Raw genomic sequence first — 22,817 nt, 5'->3', positions numbered from 1 at the left:
GTTCCCCCGCGAGGTGGGTTCAGTCCCGAATCTCGACGAACAACCGCTGTACGTCGACGATGTTGACCTCGCCGTTACCGGAGAAGTCGAACTCGTCGGCGTTGTCGGTGATGGCCGGACTGTTCCGGTTCGCGAACATGGCCTGCACGTCCGAGACGGTCACGTTTCCGTCACCGTTGATGTCCTCGAACGTTCCGTCGCCGTCCGGGTCGGTCGGCGCGGCGTCCGATTCGCCGACCGGCTCTAGCGCGACCGCGGTGAGGGTCGCGCCGCGCTCGGAGCCGACGTCGTACTCGGTGCCGGGTTCGCTTCCCAGCACCGTCTCCGACACCGCGAGTTCGGACGTTCCGGCGGACGTGAGCGTGACGTTCACGCGGGCGAAGGTGACGGTCCCGTTCTGCGCCGTGTCCATGCCGAACGCATCGATTGCGGCCGAGTCATTCTCCGCGCCGTACGTCACATTCGCCGTGTGTGGCGAACCGAGGACGGTCACGTCTGTAATCGTTCCCGCCGTGCCGTTCGTCAGGTTGAGCGTCGTTTCGAACGCGCCGACGCCGTCGGTGACGTTCGTCGCGACGAGGTCGACGCTCACGGTCTCGTTCACGCTCGCAGTCGTCGGCGTCGCGAGCGCCCGCACGTCGACCGCGTCCGGCGTCGCGTTGTCCGCGTCACCCAACTGGACGGTCACGTTTCGGTCTCCGGTGAGCGTGAGCGTCTCCGTGGTCTCGACGCCTTCGAGGTCGGTCGCGTTCGGCGGCGCTTCGACGGTCAGCCGGAGGTCGCCGACGAGTTCGACACCGGGGCGACCGGTCGCGTCGAGCACCATCGTCCCGTTCGGAAGCGTGCTTCCGGAGACGAACCCGACCGAGCCGTTGTTGCGGTGGTCGACGGTGACGCGGGCGTTCTCGACCGGGTCGCCGTTCGCGTCGACGACGGAGACGTTGAGGAGGTGTGCCTCGGGAACCGCGACTGCTCCGACGTCGTGCGGGGCGGTCCCCACGTCAATCGATGTCGTCGCGTAGACGTCAGAGACGCCGTCGCGCGGGAAGCTCACACCCTGTTCGCCGTACCGTTCCTGTCGGAACTTCACGTTGTACGTCCCGTTTTCCGCGACGGACACGCCGAACGACCCGTCGTCGGCCGTCCGAGCGAAGCCGCCGCCGGACGTCCCGTTCGTGTCGCCGAGGACGACCGTCGTCCGATTAACCGCCGGTTCGCTGTCCGGCCGGACGAACTGGCCGGTGACGTTCACTCGGTCGGTCAACCGGACCGTGAGGTTCGTGTCCGACGTGACGTTCAGCCGCGTCCCGACGAAGGTTCCGTTTGGTCCTCTGGCCTGGACCTGCACGTTGCCGCCGTAGTCGTTGGGGACCGCGTCCGGGCCGGCGACTTCGACACCCTGCGTCTGGCCGAAGATGAACCGCCCGTCACTGTCGGTCTCACCCCTGACGGAATCGAACACGCGGTTCCCGCCGTAGGCGACGACGACCGTCGCGTCGTCGGCCGGCTCGCCCTGCCTGTCGAGCACCGTTACGTTGAGCCGGCTGGCGCTCGGCAGTTCGTCGCTCCCGAGGTGCATCGATTCGTCGGCGTAGACGCGGTGCAGCGGGTAGAGGTCCGGAACCCCGTCGACTTGGCTACTCGGCTGGACGAACGAGACCTGATAGGCACCCTCGGCGGCCGTCAGGTCGTATTCGCCGTTCGGCCCGAGCGACGACACGTCGCCGTCGGATGCGCCGAGACGAGTGTCGAGGACGACCTCACCGGGCGGGACGGTCCCGTCGTCGGTCTCCACGAAGCCAGTCAGGTTCGCCGGCGACGCGCCCGTCTCGCTCGCGGCGAGCGTGAACGAGAGTTCCGTGTCGTTCGTCACGGTGACGTGCTGCTGTTGAATCGTCTCCTCGTACGCGTCGGAGTCCGCCGGCGGCGCGACCTCAACGGTCACGTTGCCGGTGAGTTCCACGCCGGGGCGGGGTGCGTCACCGAGGGTGAGCAGTCCGTTCGCGTTCGTCCGGGCTCCGTACGCCGCCTTCGCCGAGCCGTTCGCGTGCGTGACTCGGAGCCGCGCGTCTTCGACCGCAGTCCCGTTTTCGGCCGTCACGGAGACGTTGAGGACGTGGCCTTCGGGAATCTCCGCGTCGACGGTCGTCGTCTGCGACGTGTTGATTCGGTCGACCGCGTAGATGTCCGCGACGCCATCGCGCGGCCACGCGTCGGCTCTGGCGGCCGACTCGCTTCCGTTGAACTGGTAGAAGCCGACGTGGTATTCGGTGTTTTGCAACACCGACTGGTCGAACTCGGCGATGTCCTGCGTCGTGTTGTAGAAGCCGGTGTCGTTCGTCGTCGCGGCGGCCGTCGGGGTGTTGAGCGACTCGTCGAAGAACGCGACCGTGTCGTTGACCAGCGGCGTCCCGTCGGTCGTCGTTATGCGACCGGAGACGGACGTGGTCTCGCGGACCGGCTCCGCGCTCTGGTTGACGTCGATGTAGCCCTCGTCCGACGAGAGCCGACCGTCTGCGGTGACGGTCTGGACCATCGCGGAGTAGCTATCGGCCTCGGTCGTCGCCGGAACCCTGACTGTCACGTTCTCGCCCGGCTCGAGCGTCCGGGTCGTGAGCACGCGGTCTTCCGCGTCGTTGTCCCACGAGTAGACGGTGAGCACGCCGCCTTCGACCGTCTCGTCGGGGACATCGTAGTTGACTGTCACCGTCTCGCCGGGTGCGACTTCGGTGTAGCCGTTCCCGCGGTCCCCGACGCGGACGTTTATGTCGTACTGGCTCAGCGACGGGGACGTCCAGTAGTTGAAGTCCCGAGTACGGCTGTCGGCCGCGAGCGCGACCGAGAGTTGCGCGTCCGCGGGCACGTCGTAGGTGAACGACGCCTGCCCGCTCGCGTTCGTCGTCACAAGTCCGGTCGCGAACACGCCGGCTCGCAGGCCGTCACGCGCGCCGATGTACGCGACGGGTGCGTTCGAGACGGGCGCGCCGTTCGCGTCGGTGACCGAAACCGACCCGTTCGCCGACTGGCCGGGTACCGTGCCGTACTCTCCGTCAAGGTCCGTTCTGCCCTGTGAAATGCGGGTGGAGCCGTAGCCGACGACCGCGCTGTCGTTGACGGTCGTCATCGCGCGAAGTCGGACGTCCCTGTTGTGGTAGTCCGCGAGCGACCGCGGCAGGTCGAACGACACCGTCGCCGCACCGCTTCCGTTCGTCGTGACCGTCTGGTAATCGACGGCCGTCCCGTCGATTCCCGAGAGCACGCGAACGTCCGTATCGCTCACCAGCGTGTCGTTTCGCTCGACCGAGACGGTCGCCGTCACGGTCCCGTTCGGACCGACCTCGCGGGCGCCCGGTTCGACCATCACCTCGGCCACCGGCTCGTCAGTCTCCGGCTCGTCTGTCACCGGGTCGTCGTCCACGGTCGTCCGGTTCTCGACTTCGAGTTCGGCGTCTTCAGCGATTCGAACGCCGTTCGCGTGGAGCGTGACATCGTAGTGGACGCGATACTCCGTCTGGTTCGCCGGCACGTCCCACGACGTCACGAACTGACCGCTTGCGGTCGTCGTGAGCGTCTGCGTCTCGACGACCGCGTCGGTCTCGTTTTCGACGCGAAGCGTCAGCTCCTCGTTCGCCAGCGGCTCGCCCGTCTCGGTGAGAACCGTTCCGGAAATCGACGCGCGCTCGCCCGGTCGAAGCTCCCACCAGTTCGGGATGTTGACGGTGCTGATATACTCCGCCGAATCGATAGTCGCGCGCTCGGTGTCACCGTTCGGCCCGGTCGCGCGAACGACGTATGGCCCCGTCTGTGTCGTCGTGAACGTGAACCGAGCGAAGCTGTCTGCTCCCGTTGTCACGTTCCGCTCAGTTACGTTCCCGTCGGGTGCCTCAACCGTGATATAAACCGGGTCACCGGTCGTGGGTTCCCCGTCGACGCTCGTGTGGACGGCGACGCCCACGGTGCTGTTCCGCGGTGTCGTCTGGCGGTAGTACTGCGGAACGAGCTGGGCTCGCGCGCCAGCGGTAAAGCTCGCGTAGCCGGTGTAGCCGGTCGCCTCCGACGAGACGTACACTCGGTACTCGCCGTCATCACGGCCGGCGAGGTCGTAGTCGACGACCGCCGTTCCGTTCTCGCCGGTCGTCGCGTTGAACGTGTCCACCCCGTTCGGCGTCTCGATTTCGACGGTGACCGACGTGTTCGCCGGCACGTACTCGTCCGTCGTCACGTTCACCGCGCTCACGCGGATGTCGACGGTTCCGTCGCTGTCGTACGAGGGTTCGCCGTACTCGTAGGCGACGCTCGCCGCCACGTCGATTTCCGGGTCCGAGTCGTGGCTAACCGAACTGAGGAGTTCGTCGGACGACTCGGCGTCGCTCGCCGTGACCGTCGAATCGTCCGTGAGTTCGACACGTTCGGTCTGCTTTTCGATGCCGCCGTCGGCCCGTGCGTAGGTGACGACGAGATACTCCCCTCGCGGGAGCGACGACGTGTCCACATCACCCCCTTCGAAATGGTAGTCTTCGCCCGACTCCGTGTCGATGAACACCACCTCGAGAACCCCGCTTTCGTTTACTGGTTGTACTTCTGTGTCCGGTGGTTGCTGAATCTCCTCTGCCGCACTAACCCCAACCAATGCGACCGAGCAGACGAACAGCACTGCCCCTAGTGTAACTGCTATCCGTGCTCGCATCAGCGGCAAGTGCTTATTGAAATAGTATAATTGTATGGTACGTTGGAAACAATTGACTGGGCCGCGGTGTCGGCGAGTCTCGCGCCTCCTGACCGAACCACCGTGAGAACACCTTCGGGACCTTACAAGAGCAGAACAGAAAGGTGTAATGACTATAACTCTGTCACACTAGGTGTGGACATGGCTACCAATCCCGTCTCTCGGCGACTCGCCGATGGGGATCGTCCTCTCGACTGTCACTCGGAGAAACAATTATTGGCTGTTACATGGACTTCCAACCGAATGAGTGCCTTCAGTACTCCGTGAAAATGCGGATTCGTAGGTACTGACAAGGAACGTTCCATACAACATGGTGGCTACACACTACGAAGTGGGTGAAACAGTACCAGTAGACATCTGCTCGGTCCCCGCCGAGGAGGAAGAAATCACGTTCGCCGTCTCCGTCGACGTCTACGACGGGTACGGGAGCGCCAAGCACGTCTATCCGACAGAGCAAGTCGAACGAATCTGGGACCTGTTCGTCACGAGCGGCGACACCGACGAGGTCGTGGTCGCAGACGAAGTCCGACTCTACACGATTCCACACGACGAGCTCCGCTGAGCGGTTCGTGGTCGCGCGCTCGTTCGCCTCCGCGTCGCGCCCGACTCACGAGCGTGAGCCGCATTCGACGACCGAACATAGCGGTCGAAGTATCCGAGAGTTGACGATGGGTCACACGGGCCGAAACTCGCAGACGTACCATCGGCTCGACCAGACAACCCATCGACAGCTACGCGCGCTCACGCGACGGCAACCGCATCGATCCGGACTGGTCATGGAGGTACGGGTGCCGAGTAGTTCACGTATAGACGACTTACACGGCGCGTTAAGTGGACGCAGGTAGAACTCGAGGACCGTGCTTCGACTGTGGCGCGGTGAGCCGACAGTCACGGAAATTCCCGTACAGGAATTATCAATTCATCAGTTAGTTCTGTGAGTTGAGTAATAATTATCACGGTGCTCGTTGGACATATGGCTGGAACTTGAGCAGTACGCCTCCGGAGTATGGGTAAGGAGAGATGCTGCTTACAGTAATGAAAAATTGTGTGGGTTGTCAACGAATGGCCAAAGAGAGATACGATGCAGGGGAAACCGTACCGTCGACCATCTGTACAGTCGCCGACGACGACGAGGGGATGACGTTCGGGGCGACAGTCGAAGTCGACGAGGGAGAGGTTGCGTTCGCCGTTCCGGTCGAGGTCTACCACGGCTACGGGAGCGCGAAGCATATCTATCCGCTCGAACAGGTCGAAGACGTTTCGGACCTGTTCGTAACGAAGAGCCACTTCGAGGAGGTGTCCATCGCGGAGAACGTGCAGTTGTACACGATGCCGCACGAGTCGCTCCGTTGACTGCGCGGCGCGCGAGTCGGCCCTCGCGTCGACCGCGACCCGCCTCGTTCGACCCCGCTCGCCCGCCTCCTCGGCGCGAAAGTCCGGTGCCGAGCGGTCGAGTTCTACATGATTATTTCTCTGTATGTCTCTGTCGGAGCGAAGAGTCTACCTACCTGACCGTACCCATCACGAGCAATGACACTCGAAGACGACGCCCGAGACTACCATCGGCGTCCGCCCGCGGGGAAAGTGGAAATTGCGACGACGAAGCCGACGAACACCCAACGCGACCTGAGTCTAGCGTACTCGCCGGGCGTGGCCGCGCCGTGTCGCGACATCGCTGACGACGAGAATACCGCCTACGAGTACACGGCGAAGGGCAACCTCGTCGGCGTCGTCTCGAACGGCTCCGCCGTCCTCGGCCTCGGTGATATCGGGGCGCAGGCGTCGAAACCGGTGATGGAAGGCAAGGGCGTGCTGTTCAAGCGCTTCGCCGACATCGATGTGTTCGACGTCGAGTTCGACCACGACGACCCCCAAGCGTTCGTGGAGTCGGTCGCCGCGATGGAGCCGACGTTCGGCGGCATCAACTTGGAGGACATCCGCGCGCCCGAGTGCTTCGAAATCGAAGAGTCTCTGCGCGACCGGATGGACATCCCCGTGTTCCACGACGACCAGCACGGCACGGCCATCATCTCGGGGGCGGCGCTTTTGAACGCCGCCGACATCGCGGACAAGGAACTGTCGTCGCTGAACGTCACCTTCTCGGGAGCGGGCGCGGCCGCGACCGCGACGGCGCGATTCTACGTCTCGCTGGGTATCCCCCACGAGAACATCACGCTGTGCGACATCGACGGCGTTCTCTCGGAGTCGCGGGCCGAGGCCGGCGACCTCGACGAGTACGCCGAACCGTTCGCTCGCGGCGTCGACGACGGCGACCTCGAAGACGCAATCGAGGGCGCGGACGTGCTCGTCGGCCTCTCGGTCGGCGGCATCGTCAGTCAGGAGATGGTGCGGTCGATGGCCGACAACCCCATCATCTTCGCGATGGCGAACCCGGACCCCGAAATCGCCTACGAGGACGCGAAAGAGGCCCGCGACGACACGGTTATCATGGCGACCGGGCGCTCCGACTACCCGAATCAGGTGAACAACGTCCTCGGGTTCCCCTTCATCTTCCGCGGCGCGCTTGACGTGCGCGCTACCGAAATCAACGAGGAGATGAAGCGCGCGGCCGCCGAGGCGCTGGCGAACCTCGCTCGACAGGACGTGCCCGACGCGGTCGTCAAGGCCTACGGGGACGGCCCGCTGCAGTTCGGCCCGGACTACCTCATCCCCAAGCCACTCGACCAGCGCGTCCTCTACGAGGTGACGCCCGCCGTCGCCGAGGCGGCCATGGAGAGCGGCGCGGCCCGGCGCGAGCGTGACCTCGACGACTACCGCGAGGAGTTGGAAGCCCGCCTCGGGAAGTCCCGCGAGATGATGCGCGTCGTCCTCAACAAGGCGGCGACGAACCCCAAGCGGGTCGTCCTCGCCGAGGGCGAAGACGAGAAGATGATTCGCGCCGCGAGCCAGTTGGTCGAAGAGGGCATCGCCGAACCCATCCTCGTCGGCCGGACGAAGGAGATTCTCCGGACCGCCGAGGACCTCGGCCTCGACTTCGACCCGACCATCGCCGACCCCGAAAGCGGCGAGTGGAACCACTACGTGGACCACCTCTACGAGCGCCGCCAGCGCAAGGGCCTCACCCGGACGGAGGCGGCCGAACTCGTGCGGAGCGACTCGAACTACTTCGCCAGCGTCATGGTCGCCATGGACGACGCGGACGCGATGCTGACCGGGTTGACTCACCACTACCCCTCGGCGCTCCGCCCGCCGCTGCAGATTATCGGCACGGCCGACGACGCCGACTACGCCGCCGGCGTCTACATGCTGACGTTCCGGAACCGCGTCATCTTCTGCGCCGACGCGACGGTCAACCTCGACCCCGACGAGAACGTGCTCGCCGAGGTGACGAAACACACCGCCGAACTCGCCCGGCGCTTCAACGTCGACCCGCGCGCGGCGCTGCTTTCGTACTCCGACTTTGGAAGCGTCACGAACGAGGGGACGCGCAAGCCCCGCGACGCGGTCGAACAACTGCACGCCGACCCCGACGTGGACTTCCCGGTCGACGGCGAGATGCAGGCCGACACCGCCCTCGTCGAGGAGATGCTGACCGACACCTACGACTTCGCGGACCTCGACGACCCCGCGAACGTCCTCGTCTTCCCGAACCTCGAAGCGGGGAACATCGGTTACAAACTGCTTCAGCGCCTCGGCGGCGCGGAGGCCATCGGCCCGATGCTCGTCGGCATGGACAAACCCGTCCACGTCCTCCAGCGCGGCGACGAAGTCAAAGACATCGTCAACCTTGCGGGTGTTGCGGTAGTGGACGCCCAAGAGGAGTAGCGCGCTCCGAGCGGAGCGAGGATTTTTTGGTCCAGATTTTTGCGGAGAGGGTGAGCGGAGCGAACCCGAACCGGAAAAAGGTGGTCGTTCGACCTCGCGGGCGTCGCGGTGGTCGACGCCCAAGAGGAGTAGCGCGCTCCGAGCGGAGGAGTCTGAACGCCGCTGTCGCGACCGCCTTCGCGGTCGTGTCAGCACGAGAAATTAAATACGTTCAACAGAGTCAGGGAGTATGGTCGAGTTGGGTACGCACACGTCGGCGTCGGAGCGCCGGTTCGCACTCGGGTGGGTCGGGATGGCCATCGTGATGTCACTCGCGGTGGCAGCCATCGATTTCCTCGAACTACCGTTGCAGACGGTGTACGTGTTCGCGGCGGGCGTAACGCTTCGGGAGGTCATCGGACTGGCGGTCTGGGCGCTTCGACGCTGACGGCGAGGGCGCGGTCGACTTCTCACCTCGCAGCGACCACCCTCGTCGCTTTTGTGAGTTCGCTGAGAATATCGAACCATGTTCGACCGACTCCTCTTTCCGACCGACGGGAGCGACGGCGCGGACGCCGTCCTCGACCACGTCGTCGATATGGCCGCCGCCCACGACGCGACCCTCCACCTGCTGCACGTCGCCCCACCAGCGCCCGAGCGACGCCCGAACCTGCGCGAGGAGGGGGACGAAAGCGATGGAGCGGCAGGCGAGCGCCGCCGAACCGACGGTGAGCGATTTGTGAGCGACGCCGCGGCCCGCGCGTCCCAGTCCGATGCGGCGGTCGTGACGAGCATCGAACGCGGCGAGCCGTATCGGGTCATCACCGAGTACGCCGCCGAACAGGACGTTGACCTCGTCGTCATGCCGACCCACGGGCGGACGGGGCTGAGCCGCCTGCTCCTCGGGAGCACCACCGAGCGCGTCGTCCGGCGGTCCGACGTGCCCGTACTCACCGTCCGTCCCGACGCGGCGACCGACCTCGCGTACCCCTACGCCGACGTGCTGACGCCCACCGACGGGAGCGCCTGTTCGACCGCGGCGGTCACGTTCGGCAGCGAGTTGGCCGCGGCGACCGACGCGGCGCTTCACGCGATTTCGGTCGTCAACGTCGCCGCTTTCGGCGCGGACATCCGCGGCCCGCTCCTCATCGACGAACTCGAAGAGCGGGCGAGCGACGCGGTCGAACAAGCGGGCGACGTGGCGGCCGCCGCGGGCGTCGAGACGGTCCGCGAGTCCGTCGGCCGCGACGTGTCGATTCACCACGGCATCCTCGCGTACATCGACGAACAGGACGTTGACCTCGTGGTGATGGGCACACACGGCCACACGGGCTTCGACCGCTACATGCTCGGGAGTGTCGCCGAGAAACTGGTCCGGACCTCGCCGGTGCCGGTGGTGACGGTCAGAGAGCCACGAGACGAGTAGGTTGGGGGCCGAGCGCCGGCCCGCAGTCGGCGGACGCCGGCCGCTTTCGCGTCAGTTCCGAAGCAGGCTCGTAACGCCCGCGGTTTCGGCGATAATCCAGCCGACGAAGACGAGATACGCCGCGCCGAGCACGTAGCACTCCACCCGCGAGAGCGAAAGGTCCGTCCGGAGCAGGCCGAACAGCAGGACAGTCGCCAGCGTCAGCACGCCCAGCATGGGGACGGCGACGGCGAAGTCGACCGGGACGCTCCCGACGATGAGGACGCCCACGGGGATGGCGACGAGCAGGTCGAACGTGTTCGACCCGAGGACGTTGCCGAGGCTCGTCGCGCTGTTGCCGTCGGCGGCCGAGCGGACGCTGACGAGCGTGTCTGGGAGGCTCGTCGCGGCGGCGACGATAGTGACCCCCGCGAGGAACGTCGGGACGCCGAAGGTCCCGCTGAGCGATTCGACGCTCCCGACCAGTTGTTCGACGCCAATGAGGATGACGAGGAGGCCGCCGAGGAGTCGTACCCACTCCCGGCCGATGCCGTCGGCGACGCCAGCGTCCTCGGCTTCGTACTCCGAAACGTCCTGCCACTGGATGAACAGGTAGAGCCCGTAGAGGAGCAGGGGAATGAGCGCGACCGGGCGGGTGAGCTCCCCCGTCAGCGCTGGGCCGTCGGGCGCGGGGAAGTAGATGACCGCCAGCGAGAAGGTGACGACGAGCGTGGCGACGGCGACCATGTAGAACTGCGCCTCCTTGTAGACGACGAGCCGACTCGTTTCGAGGTCGCCGTCGGTGGCGAGCCCCGACAGCGCCGGAATCACGAGGATGTTGAAGATGGCCGAGCCGACAATTGCGCCGACGCCCATGTCGAAGACGCCCGCGGTGGCGGCGATGGCGACGCTGGCGAACTCGGGAAAGCTCGACCCGAGGGCGACGATGATAGAGCCCTGCACGACCGCGGGAAGGCCGTAGTACGCCGCGAGGTGGTCGGCGGACTCTTCGAGCCAGCCGCTGCCGACCCAGATGAGGCCGGTCGTCAGGAGAATCACGACGACGTTCGCGAGCGGCGACGACGGGACGAGACTGCCGAGGACCATTGGTACTCCCTTTCAGCGACGCGGAAAAAGAAGCCACCGACACGGGGTGGTCGAGCGCGGTGGGTTCGGTCGGTGGCCCGCGGAGTCGGTTGGTCGGTGGGTCGCGGACGCGGCGGGTCGTCAGTCGTCGCCGTGGGCGGACTCGGGCGTGAACGTGACACCGCCGATTTCGATTTCGTCGGGGACGCGGTCGGTGTCGTGCGCGCCGACCGGGGGGAGGTTCGCGTCGGCCGCGGGCGACGCGTCGAGGTCGGTCGCGGACGCGATTGTCTCCATCTCGCCGTCGGCCTCGCGGGCGTCCTGGTCGATACGCATCGAACAGAACTCGACGCCGCACATCGAGCAGAAGCGCGCCTCTTTGTAGTTGTCGCCGGGGAGCGTCTGGTCGTGGTACGACCGCGCCCGCTCGGGGTCGAGCGCGAGGTCGAACTGTCGCGTCCAGTCGAACTCGTAGCGAGCCTCCGAGAGCGCGTCGTCCCAGTCGCGCGCGCCGGGAAGGTCGTTCGCAACGTCGGCCGCGTGGGCGGCGATCCGGTAGGCTGCGAGCCCCTCGCGCACGTCTTCGCGGTCGGGGAGGCCAAGGTGTTCCTTGGGCGTGACGTAACACAGCATCGCCGCGCCGGCGCGGCCGGCTTCGGTCGCGCCGATGGCGCTCGTGATGTGGTCGTAGCCGGGAGCCACGTCGGTGACGAGCGGCCCGAGGACGTAGAATGGCGCGCCGTCGCAGACGTCCTGCTGGCGCTCGACGTTGTCGGCGATTTGGTCCATCGGAACGTGACCGGGGCCTTCGACCATCACCTGCACGCCGTAGTCCCACGCGGTCTGCGTGAGTTCGCCCAGCGTGTCGAGTTCGGCGAACTGCGCGTCGTCGCCGGCGTCGGCCAGACAGCCGGGGCGGAGGCCGTCGCCGAGCGAGAACGTCACGTCGTGTTCGGCGAAGATGTCACAGATATCCTCGAACGCGACGTACAGCGGGTTCTGCTCGCCGTTTTCTTCCATCCACTGGGCGAGGATAGAGCCGCCGCGGGAGACGATGCCCGTCTTCCGGCCGTCGGTGAGCGGGAGGTGCTCCATCAGCACGCCCGCGTGAATCGTCATGTAGTCGACACCCTGCTCGGCCTGTTTCTCGATGATGTCGAGGAGCAGGTCGCGGGTGATATCTTCGGGGCTGTCGACGCGCTTGACCGCCTCGTAGATGGGGACGGTGCCGATGGGGACCGGCGAGTACGCGACGTTTGCCTCGCGAATCTCGTCGAGGTTCGACCCCGTCGAGAGGTCCATCACCGTGTCCGCGCCGTAGTGGACCGCGGTGTGGAGCTTTTCTAACTCTTCTGTGAGGTCGCTCGTCGTCTCGCTGTTGCCGATGTTCGCGTTGACCTTCGTGGCGAACTCGCGGCCGATAATCATCGGGTCGAGCGAGTCGTGGTTGCGGTTCGCGGGGATGACCGCTTGCCCCTCGGCGACCTGTTTCCTGACGAACTCGGGGTCGCGGTTCTCGCGCTCCGCGACGCGTTCCATCGCAGGGGTGACGCGTCCCTCTCGGGCGTGTTGGAGTTGCGTTGACGCCATTGATTACCTAGTGATACAACTGGCTAATAACAGTTGTGACAGCCGCGGGTGCTGGAGACGGCCGGAGACTCCGGGAATGAGATAGTGGACCGAGTGCGTTCCCACCGGAATCCGACACCACGGGGTCAGTCGGCGGTGTCGAAACCCTCAGATACTGATAGGCGTTGCGTGCTGAATCGAGCGGGTGTTCGCAGCAATCTGCTAATGTCCCGTTCGGCTCGTTGAGAGCCGGTCGTCAAGTCAGTGTGTTCACCGTTCGCTGGTCGAGGCAGTATCGCTGAGCGGTGGTGTGGCGGAAGCGACCGCCCCGAGAACCGACCACAGCATTATGGCGCTCGCTTTCAAAATGCCAAGGATGCCAGACGACAAACAGGGTCGAGATAAGCAAGCGGCCAACGAAGAACAGCGCCAGCGCGAGCGAGCGCTCCAAGAGGCGCGTGACCGCGCCGACGAACCCAAACCTGGGGAGGAACTTGGGGACCTCGACGATGCACTTGAAGTTCAAGACTATCCGACCACAACGGAGCAACTCGTCGAGAACTACGGCGACTACGAGGTCGAAACACAAGGAGGGTGGAAACCCATCGACGAGGTGCTCGCTTCGGTCGACAACGAAATATACGACTCCGCGGACGACGTTCGCGACCGGATACAGCGACTGATAAATCGGAGATGAGTGCGTCCGAAGCCGTCCCTGTCGTGGCGATGTTTCGGTGACCTACGTCCCGAGACGCGTCCTCTCTGTACGTACCACTCTTTGGCCCGTCCACATCAGTACGTATTGGTCCACTGCGGTTGGATATGTTCTCTCTCTCGCTCGCGCTGTTCGGAGCGCTCTTCGCCCTGTCGGTGACCAACAAGTCTGACCCGGAAGACTACGGCCTCGGCTCCCCGAACTCGGAGCAGTAAAGCGCCGTATTACCGCTAGAGAACGACACGAGTCAGCGGGTCACTGGGTGACCAAGACGATTCCGACGACCGCGAACGCGATTCCCGTGAGTTTCGTGACGGTCAGTTCGTCTCCGAGAATTATCATCCCGATGATGGCCGCGACGACGAAGTACATCGCACCGAGAGTCGAGACCACCGTCGTCGACCCGTGAGTGAACCCGATGTACATCGAGATGAGGCCAATTCCGGTGAACAACCCGGCCACGCCGGCAAGGAGTCCGCCTCTCGGGGTCACTGCAAGCGATGCGTCTGAGACGATGATGAAGCCGAATGCGAGAAGCGCCGCCACGAGATACGAGATGGCGGCAGCGGTTCTCGGGTCGATGGACTCCGACGCGGCGTTGCCTAAGATGATCCAAATCCCCCACGTCACCATCGTAATCAGGCCGAACAACACAGCCGAGTCCATCTCCGGAAGTCCCATCACCGGCGCTTCCCCCGCGAGTCAAAAGAAATCGAACCGCCATTATCGTCGGTGTATATATGGGGTGGAAAGACGTGTTCGGAGGATTTGATGTTGAGACGTATCGTTCAGGGACGCCTCGGGCAAACTCGACGGGCCGAGGGGAACGCACGTCGGGCCGTCGCGTCGGCGGACTCTATCCCAGCGAGACGAACGGAATCGTCGCGCGCTGACCGGCGGCGTAGTCGAGGACCGACGACTGGGTCCGCCCGTCGGGCGCGACGAGGTCGGCGAGGAGCGGCGCGGCGTCGACCGCGCCCGCCTTCGCGCCGCCGAAAACGTACTCGCCGGCCGTCTCCGCGACGGGGCGGAGCGACCCCCGGTCTTCGGACTGGACCGCGGCGACGACTTCGAGGTCGGCGGCATCGACGCCGTCGAAGGCGGCCCGGTCGAGCGTCAGCGTGACGGTGTTCGCGTCGGTATCGACCGCCTCGCCGAGCGTGACTGTGCTCCCCTCGTCGTCGGTGAGGGCCGCGCCGGTGGCGTCGACGGCGCTCTTGGTGAAGCCGCTGAGTTCGAGGCGGTAGTGCCACGGCGCGTCGAACGTCACGTTCGCCCCGAGGTCGTCGAGACTCTCGTCAGCCCCGCCCTGTTTCTCGGGGTCGCGCACCCACAGGAGGAACAACTGCGGCGAGAAGCCGCGACTGCTCCCGAAGGCGTTGTAGAGGCTTTCGACCTCGAAACTGAACTGGTACCGACTCGGCGTCTGTTCGACCGTGACCGACCGGAGGTCGAACGCGCCGTCCTCGAAGGCCCCGTTGGTCGGATAGACGTACCCACCGGGGCCGTGGTCGTCTCCAGACGGGTCGCCGAGGTCGGCGACCGTCTCGGGCGGCCGTACCGTCACCGTCTCGTCGGCCAGCGTCTCGCCGTCTACCGTCTCGACGGCGACCTCGTACTCGCCGGGCGTCTCGATGGCGTACGAGAGTTCGTCCCGCGCATCGGTCGCCCCCGGCTCGAACCGCACGTTCGTTGTCGCGGCGAGGTCGCCGTCGACGACGAGACGGAGGGTCGTCCCGCCGATGTAGTCGCCGTCGTTCGACCCCGTCGCGGTCACGAACGACTCGCCGACGAACGGCTCGTCGCGCACCTCGACCGCGACCTCCTGGTCGGGCCGCCGGTATCGCGGCAGTCGCGCGAGGTCGTCGTTCGTGGCCGGTCTGAGTCGCATCGCGGTGCCGCCGGTCTCGACCATCGACGCGAGGACGGTCGTGTCCGCGGTGACGACCGCCTCGTCGACGCGGACGGCGTCGAGGTTCGAGTCGTACGCCGCGTCGGTACCATCGGAGTAGAGTTCGAGGACGTACGTCCCCTTGGTGTGACCGCGACCGTTCGACCCGCCGTGGCCCGCGCCGGTTCGGTTCTCGGTGTGTCCCTTACGCTCGCCCGGCGCGTCGTCGAGGAAGTCCAACGGCACGTCGAGGGCGCGGCCGTTCCCGTCGGTCATCGCGCCGACGAACCACTCGTCGTCGTGCTGTCGCGCGACCACCGAGTAGGAGCCGATTTCGGCGTCGACGACGCGGGTGTCGCTCCACGGCCCGGCAGGGACCGACTCGATGAAGTCGAAGGCGTCGACGGTCGGCCCGAGCGTCGGGTCCGTCGCCGGTTCAGGCATCGACGCGCCGGTCTGCGTGACGGCGACGGCGTCGAGGTTGAACCCGCCCGTGTCGCCATCGTCGAGTCGCACCGCCAGCACGTTGTCGCCCGCCGACAGCGACACCGGCGTCGAAACGGCGTTCCAGTCGTCCCAGTAGTCGGTCGGCGGGAGCGTCACCTGCCCCTGTTCGGCCCCGTCGACCAGCACCGTGGCCGTCCGCGACGTGTCCTCGGGGACGGCGTTGTTCTCCCCGTCGCTGGCGTACCGGAGATGCAGGTCGTACGTGGCGTCCTCGGCGACGCCCTCGACGGTCCACGAGAGCCCTGCGCCGGCGTCGACGGTGTTGGGGTCGATTGGGACGTACTGGCCGCCCTGTGCGCCCGCCCACCGCGCGGCAGTCGAAACGCCGTCCAGGTCCGCGTTCTCGGCCTGTGCCACGTCGCCGACGCCGACCGTGGCATCCCGGTCGGCGAGGTACGAACTCGGGAGGTCGGCGACCATCTGGAGGCCGCTGAAGTAGGTCGGATACATCGCCAGTTGTTTGGCTCGCGTCGTCTCGATGCCGCCGGACCCGGAGTCGGTGTCGAAAATTCCGGGCGTGTACTCGACGGGGCCGCCGAGCATCCGGGTGAAGGGGAACGTTACGTGGTGTTCTGGGTCGATGTAGCCGAAGGAATCGTACTCCTGTCCGAGGACGCCCTCGCGGGTCATGACGTTGGGGAAGGTCCGCCGCTCGCCGGTCGGTTTGAGCGGCTCGTGAACTTCGAGCATCTGCCGGTGTCTGGCCGCCTCGCGGTAGACTAACCGGTGGTGATTCACGAGCGGCTGGCAGTGGTGGTTGTACGTCTCCCCGTCGATGGTGACGCCGCTGTCCGCGACGTACCCCGTCTTTATCGAGTTGATGCCGAGGTCGTCGTAGAAGGCGAACGGACTCGACTCGCTCGTGAGTTGCGACTCGTAGTTCGAGACGTTACCGGCGGTCTCGTTGTGGGCGGTCATCGCGACCGGCGGGTCGAGACTGCGGCCGTACGCGGTCACCGCCTCGATGTCGAAATCGGGGTAGGACTCGTCGAAGTCCATCGCGCTGCCGTCTCCGGGGTAGGTTCGCCAGCCCTCGTTCCACCCCTCTACGAGGACGCTTGGAACGCCGTGTTCGCTGGCGAAGTCCATGTACCGCTTCATGCGCTTCGTCTGCGCCCCGTGGTTTCCGGTCTGTGGGCCCTGATACTGCCAGTTGGCGCGGCCGGTTATCATCAGCCACCAGACGCCGAGGAACTTCTGCGGTTCTATCCAGTCGGTCCCCTGCGGGAAGTCCGCGGGGTCGCGCGGCTCGTTGAGATTCACGACGAGCGTCGATCCGACGAGGTCGCCGGGGCTGGACCCGACCTGAATCGTCCGCCACGGCGTCGCGTGCGGCGCGCTCGCGGTCACTTTCGTCCCGTCGGGAAGCGGTGCGAGCGTCGAGCGGAAGGTCGTGGACCCGGCCGAGACGGGTTCGACTGCCATCGCCGCGTAATCGACGAGGCTCGCCTCGTGGACGCTCAGATAGCAGTCGTCGTCGGCTCGCATCGTCATCGGGGTGTGCGCGCCGCCGAACGAACTCTCGTCGCCGATTTCGCTCAGCGAGGTCCGCTCGTAGGCGTACTCGTAGCTGTTGAAGTCGTTTTCAACCCACCAGGCGGTGAAGTCGTCGGCGAACGCGAACTCCGTTTGCTCGCTCGTGACGACGAAGTCGCCGAAACCGGACGACTCGGGGAAGACGTAGCGGAGGCCGACGCCGTCGTCGAAGACGCGAATCGCGAGCGTGACGGTTCGCTCCGGCGCGGTCGTCTCGCTGAGACCGATGCGGAGTTCGTTGTAGTGCTCGCGAATCTCGTCGTACTGCCCCCAGACGGGCGACCAGCGCTCGTCGACCGTCGTCCGCTCGGTGCCGGCGACGGCGAGGTCGGTCCCGAACGCCGGTTGCTCCGCGAACTCGAAACCGAGTCCCGACGGTTCGACGACCCGACGGCCCTCGTACGTGACCGCGTAGGTCGGCGTCCCGTCGGAGACATCGACTCGGACGACGAGCGACCCGTCGGGTGACGAAACCGTCTGGACGGCCCCGTCGTCGTCGTTCGAGACGGTCGCGGCGATTTCGTCGGGAACGTCGAGCGTGTACGACGTCGCCGCGGCCAACGATGTGAGGCCACCGAGGAACTGTCTCCTACTGAACTCCGACTCGTCTGAGCTTGTATGAGATTGTTCATCAAACATTCTGGGAAAATTGTTATTCTATAACGAATAAAAATCTTATTGCCGCCTCGATAGTTGACACTATAGGGCAGCTCGGACGCGGCCGGTCACGCAGAATCAGTCGCTGAAACGCCGCCGGGAGCGCGCGCGAGCGCCGTCACCGACTTGTCAGCTCACCCATTGTAGCCGGCGTACTCCATCAGTTTCGCGAAGATGTCGGTGTCCATCGCCTCCTTGTAGACGACGCCGCCCAGCATGCCGCCGGGGTAGAAGTTCCCGTTCATGACGTGGTTGACCTTGTGGCAGTGCATGAGATAGATGCCGGGCTGGGAGTCAGCCGTGAACTCTATCGTGTGGCGCTCCGCGGGCGCGATGTTCGTCACGTCCATGTCGTGGCGGGCGGCCTCGGGGACGACGCCGCCGTCCTTTTCGACGACTTGGAAGCGGTGGTTGTGGATGTGCATCGGATGGCTCATGTACCCCGCGTTGACGTAGTGGACCCGGACGGTGTCGCCCTGTTCGACGATCATGGGCGAGCCGTCTTCGGGGTGGAGCGTCCGCGGCGCGCTCTTCCCGTTGACGGTGAACACGTCCGGCTTCCGGTTCCGGGGGTCGTAGCTCACGTTCTCGCCGGCCATCTGCCGGGGGAGCCGCGAGTCCCAGTCGCGGACGGTCATGAAGTACTCCCTGTCGGCCGGTTCGTACCCCTTCGGGTCGACGCGGAGGATGCCGTACATCCCCATCTCGATGTGCCGGTGGGTCTGGTAGTGACAGTGGTAGAGGTGCGTCCCGGGGACGTTCGCCGGGATGGTGTAGGTGTGTTTCTCGCCGGGGTCGACGCGGATGCCCGTCGTCGTCGGCACGCCGTCGTCCTTCCAGGCCTTGCGGACGCCGTGGAAGTGGACCGTGTGCGGGCGCATCCCGTCGGTGTTGTCCAGCGTGACCTCCATGTCGTTGCCCTCGGTCGTCCGGAGAATCGGTCCGGGGACGCTCGGCTCACCGTCGTCGGCGCTGAACGCCCACACCTGCGGGAGTTCGACGGGCCCGCCCATCGTCTCGAGGGGGTGAGCCGCGTGGCGCGCCGGCGCGCTCTTGAGGGTGACCTTCCCGCCCTGCTCGTCGACCTGCACGACCTCCGGCGGACTGGTGTACGGCAGCGCCGACTCGCTCGTCTGGGCGACCGTCGTCTCGTCCGTGCCGACGGCGGCGTTACCGTCGCCGTTCGTGGGCGCTGCACACCCCGCGAGACCGAGTGCTCCGACGCTCCCCGTTGCGGCGAGGAATTCGCGACGCGACACCGTCGAACCGGGTGCACCGACGTAGTTGCTCATTACAGTCGGTCGTTGCCCGGGGGAATGGAATACCGTCTCGCCGGTTCCCGCCAGTCAGGAGTTGTCCGAACATGTTCGGCGCGGTCGATACGTACCGGGCGGGGCAACGGTCGAACCGGGCGTGCCAGTTCGAATCGACGGCCATCGGTTCGACTGCACCGACGCTGGCACCCCACGACTTTCATACGACTCGGCGGTGTATGGAGAGCCGAACCGACGGCGCGCGCGCCGCGCCGAGCAACCCAAGTCTACGCAGATGTCGACGAATCCACTCTCAGACGCGCTCGAACCGGACTTCGAGACGGTGTTCGACGCCCTCACCAGCACGCAGTGTCGCGCCGTCCTCAAGCGACTCGACGGGCCGATGACCGCCTCGGACATCGCCGCCGCGTGCGACCTCCCGCGCTCGACGGTGTACCGGAAGCTCGAACAGATGGTCGAGGCGGGGCTCTTGGAGAAACGCGACCGCGGCCGCGACGCCGCCCGCTACGCGCTCGGCTTCGAAGAGGTGGTCGTGACGCGCGAACCGGGCAACCTCTCGCTTTCGGTGTCGTCGCCGTCGCGGTCGGCCTCGGACCAACTCTCGACGATGTGGTCGGCCGTCAGCGACCAGACCGACGACTGAGGGCTAGATCGTCGCGTCGTCTCGCGTGAGAAACGCCTTCATGACTTTCCCTTCCGCCCGGTGGAGCTTCTCGCTCGTCGTCGACTTCGCCAGCCCGACGGCGTCGGCGAGCCCGGTGAGCGTGCACGTCCGCGGCGTGTCGTAGTAGCCCTCGGCGACCGCCGTCTCGAGGAGGTCGTACTGGTCGTCGGTGAGGAGCGACTCCGTGTCTATCGACTGGTGGATGGAGACGAGGTCGAACGGGATGCCGAACTGGGTGAGCTGTTCGCCCAACTCCGAGAGGTTCTCCCGCGGCGCGGTCACCTCGACGGTCACCTCGCTGTCGACGATGGTGATGGGCAGTTCCAGCGGGATGCCCACCTCGCTGAGCGTGAGAATCAACAGCGGCTCGGTCGTCTCGAACTGCACCAGCGCGCGCTCCGGCTGGGCCTCGAGAATCGTCACCGAGACGACCGAGTCGTACTCATCGATGGTGGTGACGACCGGCTCGATGTCGGTCGCCCGTATCTCGACGAGGCCGACGCCCGTCTCGTCGGCCGGCATCGCCGCGAGGACGGTGAACTCGGCGTCCGGATAGCGGCCCGAGAGGTCGGAGACCCAGACCTGCTCGGGGAGCGTGATGGAGAGTGTTGCCCGGGGCATCGGTAGTGAAACGAACTCGTCCCCGCCGCACAAAGATAGTTCCGAACATGTTCGGCCCTCGACCGCGGTTCGGGAACCACCGAGACGGGCTTTTCACCGGAACCCCGACCGTCGAGTGTCGAGCGGGGTGGGTCCACCGCCTCGCCGCACTCAATCATGAGTTCGAACGATTCCACATCTCCGACGCTCGGCCGGCGAACCGTACTTCGACTCCTCGGCGGCGCGGCCGTCTCCACGACCGCGCTGGGGGGCGTCGCCGACTCCGCGCGAGCACAGTCGGGGACCGACCTCGACTCGTGGTTCGCACAGACCTCGAACTACGAGGGGGTGGTGGACAAGACGGGAAGTTCGACGGTGACGGTAACAGTGGGGTCGCAGGCAAACGGCGGCGCGTTCGGGTTCGGCCCGGCCGCGGTTCGCGTCGACCCCGGCACGACCGTCGTCTGGGAGTGGAACGGGAAAGGCGGGTCGCACAACGTCGCCGCCGAGGACGGGAGTTTCGAGTCCGACCTCGTCGGCGACAGCGGCCACACGTTCGAGCAGACGTTCGACACGGCAGGCGTCTACACGTACGTCTGTACGCCGCACAAGACGCTCGGCATGAAGGGCGCAATCGTCGTCGGTGACGCCGGCGGCGCGACCGCGACCGAGGCGACCGACTCGGCCAGCGAGGGAGAGTCAGAGGCGTCCGCCGAGAGCGGCGGCGAGGGTGACGTTGACCTCGACGCGTGGTTCGAAAACACCTCGAACTTCGACGGCGTGGAGGCGCAGACCGGCCTCCAGCGCGTGACGGTCGAGGTCGGGTCGCAGGCGAACGGCGGGGCGTTCGGCTTCGGCCCCGCGGCGATTCGCGTCTCGAAGGGGACGACCGTCGTTTGGGAGTGGAACGGCGAGGGCGGGTCGCACAACGTCGTCGCCGAGGACGGAAGCTTCGAGTCCGACCTCGTCAGCGCCGGCGACCACACGTTCGAACACACCTTCGAGGAGGCCGGGACGTACACCTACGCCTGCACCCCGCACAAGACGCTCGGGATGAAGGGTGCAGTCGTCGTCACCGACGACGAGGGCGGGCCGAACGCGTCGGTCGCCGAACCGTTCGGCGACTCCGAGACGGAGCGCCTCGGCGGCATCGCGCTGGCCGGGACGTTCGGCGCGATGCTGGCGTCGCCCGCGCTGTTCGGCGCGTTCATGTGGCTCAAAGGCGAGGGCGGCGAGTCGGCGGGCGAGACCTATCCGAAGGGGAACTCGGAGTAGGCCGCCCACAGGAGGAGTCGGGGGAGTCGATGCCGTGCTGAGTTTTCTCGAATTACGCGCTCAGAACAGCGACGCGAGCACCCCCGAGATATCGACGTGGAACCCCAACCGCTGGACACCCTTGTATCCGAGGTAGATGCCGACGATACCCAGTATCCCGGCGAGGTTGGGCGGGGCCGGAATCGGTGTTTCTATGAGGCCGAACAGGGCTCCGGCGAAGACGCCTGCCAGCAGGGCCAAAACGAGTTGCGAGGCCATAGACGTGTCATCCGCGTTCCCCGATAAATAGGTACAGCATCGACGCGAGCGCGGCGACCGCCTCCGAAACCACGAGGTCGCGGTCGGCGGTGTGCCGCGGTTGTGACCGGACGACAGCGAACAGAACTGGGACGCTGCCGAAGCACTCACAGCTGTGTCACCAGTCCAGAAAATTGTTACTGACTCCGGTGTGTTGCTACGTATGCGCCGTCGCGTGTTCCTCGCGTCCGCCCTGACCGCCGCCTCCACCCTGACCGCGGGATGTAGCTCTCTCGCCCCGCAAACCGAACACACGGACCCGGTTGTCGAGACCGACGACAACCCCCGAGACAGGGGAAAATACCTCAAATTCGGGGCCGGAGACGACGGTGACCTCGCCACCGTGGGCGTCGACCCCACTTCCGGCCCCCTTCCGAGGCCGCTCGCCGTCTCGATTTCGCACCCCGAGGGCACCGAACTCCGGTCGCTCACACAGCGGTTCGTGGCACCGGACGGCGACGGGTCCCCGCCGAAACTCTCACTCCGAGGGCCGTTCGAGGGAGGCCGCAAGCCCCACCCGTCGGTGTCGCTGTTCCGAGATGGGACCGCCGCAGTCGTCGAAGTTCACCGGTTCGGCGAGCTCGCCGACGAAACCGCGTTTCTCAACCTCGCGGTCACCGAATGGCCGGACTCGGCCCGCAGACTCGTCGTCGACAGTACCGTGGAACTCGTCGAGACGGGGACGGTCGAGCACACGCACGTTCTCGACGGCGAACTGGCGTTCGACTTCTTCGCCGAAACGGATACTGACGACGGACCCGCTGAAACACCGGATTCGGCGGGGTAGCTAGACACCGGCTCGTCGCGAGTGCGGACACCGGTCTCGACGTTCGAGACCGAGATACGACTA

17 protein-coding genes are annotated in these 22,817 nt (G+C 65.9%); 9 read left to right on the top strand and 8 right to left on the bottom strand.

The window, feature by feature from the left end; genetic code table 11:
- Positions 1–19: 19 nt before the first annotated feature.
- Positions 20–4,546 (bottom strand): dockerin type I domain-containing protein, encoded by a 4,527-nt coding sequence (locus C5B90_RS12685; RefSeq protein ID WP_115881954.1) that lies wholly within the window; start codon positions 4,544–4,546, stop codon positions 20–22.
- 490 nt (positions 4,547–5,036) lie between these two features.
- Here C5B90_RS12685 and C5B90_RS12680 point away from each other — a divergent pair, with 490 nt between their 5' ends.
- The 5 genes from C5B90_RS12680 to C5B90_RS12660 all read left to right on the top strand — a co-directional run bounded on the left by C5B90_RS12680 (position 5,037) and on the right by C5B90_RS12660 (position 9,917).
- Complete coding sequence (locus C5B90_RS12680) at positions 5,037–5,288, top strand: hypothetical protein (protein ID WP_115881952.1); 252 nt, start codon at positions 5,037–5,039, stop codon at positions 5,286–5,288.
- Between the two features lie 500 nt (positions 5,289–5,788).
- On the top strand, positions 5,789–6,079 hold the full coding sequence (locus tag C5B90_RS12675) for a hypothetical protein (RefSeq protein ID WP_115881950.1): 291 nt from the start codon (positions 5,789–5,791) through the stop codon (positions 6,077–6,079).
- 177 nt (positions 6,080–6,256) lie between these two features.
- A complete protein-coding gene (locus tag C5B90_RS12670) occupies positions 6,257–8,512 on the top strand; it encodes an NADP-dependent malic enzyme (protein ID WP_115881949.1) in 2,256 nt (751 codons plus the stop codon).
- A 229-nt stretch (positions 8,513–8,741) separates the two neighbouring features.
- Positions 8,742–8,939, top strand: a complete 198-nt coding sequence (locus C5B90_RS12665) for a hypothetical protein (RefSeq protein WP_058826963.1) — start codon at positions 8,742–8,744, stop codon at positions 8,937–8,939.
- Positions 8,940–9,017: 78 nt separating this feature from the next.
- Positions 9,018–9,917, top strand: a complete 900-nt coding sequence (locus tag C5B90_RS12660; RefSeq protein WP_115881947.1) for a universal stress protein — start codon at positions 9,018–9,020, stop codon at positions 9,915–9,917.
- A gap of 51 nt (positions 9,918–9,968) precedes the next feature.
- Here C5B90_RS12660 and C5B90_RS12655 read toward each other — a convergent pair whose 3' ends face one another.
- Both C5B90_RS12655 and thiC read right to left on the bottom strand, forming a co-directional pair.
- Positions 9,969–11,003, bottom strand: coding sequence for a sodium:calcium antiporter (locus tag C5B90_RS12655; RefSeq protein WP_115881946.1), 1,035 nt, complete (start codon positions 11,001–11,003; stop codon positions 9,969–9,971).
- Between the two features lie 120 nt (positions 11,004–11,123).
- Positions 11,124–12,572 (bottom strand): phosphomethylpyrimidine synthase ThiC, encoded by a 1,449-nt coding sequence (gene thiC, locus C5B90_RS12650; protein WP_115881944.1) that lies wholly within the window; start codon positions 12,570–12,572, stop codon positions 11,124–11,126.
- A gap of 355 nt (positions 12,573–12,927) precedes the next feature.
- Here thiC and C5B90_RS12645 point away from each other — a divergent pair, with 355 nt between their 5' ends.
- Positions 12,928–13,248, top strand: coding sequence for a hypothetical protein (locus C5B90_RS12645; RefSeq protein ID WP_115881942.1), 321 nt, complete (start codon positions 12,928–12,930; stop codon positions 13,246–13,248).
- 273 nt (positions 13,249–13,521) lie between these two features.
- On the opposite strand, the gene C5B90_RS12640 is transcribed toward C5B90_RS12645, so the two are convergent.
- From C5B90_RS12640 to C5B90_RS12630, 3 genes are all read right to left on the bottom strand, one after another.
- Positions 13,522–13,947, bottom strand: a complete 426-nt coding sequence (locus tag C5B90_RS12640) for an EamA family transporter (protein ID WP_115881941.1) — start codon at positions 13,945–13,947, stop codon at positions 13,522–13,524.
- Between the two features lie 175 nt (positions 13,948–14,122).
- Positions 14,123–17,839: a glycoside hydrolase family 97 catalytic domain-containing protein gene (locus tag C5B90_RS12635; protein ID WP_115881939.1), complete on the bottom strand. Its 3,717-nt coding sequence runs from the start codon at positions 17,837–17,839 to the stop codon at positions 14,123–14,125.
- 152 nt (positions 17,840–17,991) lie between these two features.
- Entirely contained in the window at positions 17,992–19,149 is a 1,158-nt protein-coding gene (locus C5B90_RS12630) for a multicopper oxidase domain-containing protein (RefSeq protein WP_115881937.1), read from the bottom strand.
- Between the two features lie 256 nt (positions 19,150–19,405).
- Here C5B90_RS12630 and C5B90_RS12625 point away from each other — a divergent pair, with 256 nt between their 5' ends.
- A complete protein-coding gene (locus tag C5B90_RS12625; protein WP_115881935.1) occupies positions 19,406–19,774 on the top strand; it encodes a helix-turn-helix domain-containing protein in 369 nt (122 codons plus the stop codon).
- A 3-nt stretch (positions 19,775–19,777) separates the two neighbouring features.
- On the opposite strand, the gene C5B90_RS12620 is transcribed toward C5B90_RS12625, so the two are convergent.
- Positions 19,778–20,416 carry a helix-turn-helix domain-containing protein gene (locus C5B90_RS12620; protein ID WP_115881933.1) on the bottom strand — a complete coding sequence of 213 codons (639 nt, stop codon included), beginning with the start codon at positions 20,414–20,416 and terminating at the stop codon, positions 19,778–19,780.
- Positions 20,417–20,572: 156 nt separating this feature from the next.
- Here C5B90_RS12620 and C5B90_RS12615 point away from each other — a divergent pair, with 156 nt between their 5' ends.
- On the top strand, positions 20,573–21,670 hold the full coding sequence (locus C5B90_RS12615; RefSeq protein ID WP_115881931.1) for a halocyanin domain-containing protein: 1,098 nt from the start codon (positions 20,573–20,575) through the stop codon (positions 21,668–21,670).
- A 60-nt stretch (positions 21,671–21,730) separates the two neighbouring features.
- Here the strand turns inward: C5B90_RS12615 and C5B90_RS12610 are convergent, their stop codons facing one another.
- A complete protein-coding gene (locus C5B90_RS12610; RefSeq protein ID WP_004042032.1) occupies positions 21,731–21,928 on the bottom strand; it encodes a XapX domain-containing protein in 198 nt (65 codons plus the stop codon).
- Positions 21,929–22,130: 202 nt separating this feature from the next.
- On the opposite strand from C5B90_RS12610, the gene C5B90_RS12605 reads away from it, so the two are divergent.
- Positions 22,131–22,754, top strand: a complete 624-nt coding sequence (locus tag C5B90_RS12605) for a hypothetical protein (RefSeq protein WP_115881929.1) — start codon at positions 22,131–22,133, stop codon at positions 22,752–22,754.
- Positions 22,755–22,817: the final 63 nt, after the last annotated feature.

Source organism: Haloferax sp. Atlit-12N (genome assembly GCF_003383095.1).
In the GTDB taxonomy this organism is placed as follows: domain Archaea; phylum Halobacteriota; class Halobacteria; order Halobacteriales; family Haloferacaceae; genus Haloferax.
The sequence above is the reverse complement of the archived record's forward strand: the minus strand, read 5'-3'. Positions and strand labels throughout refer to the sequence as shown.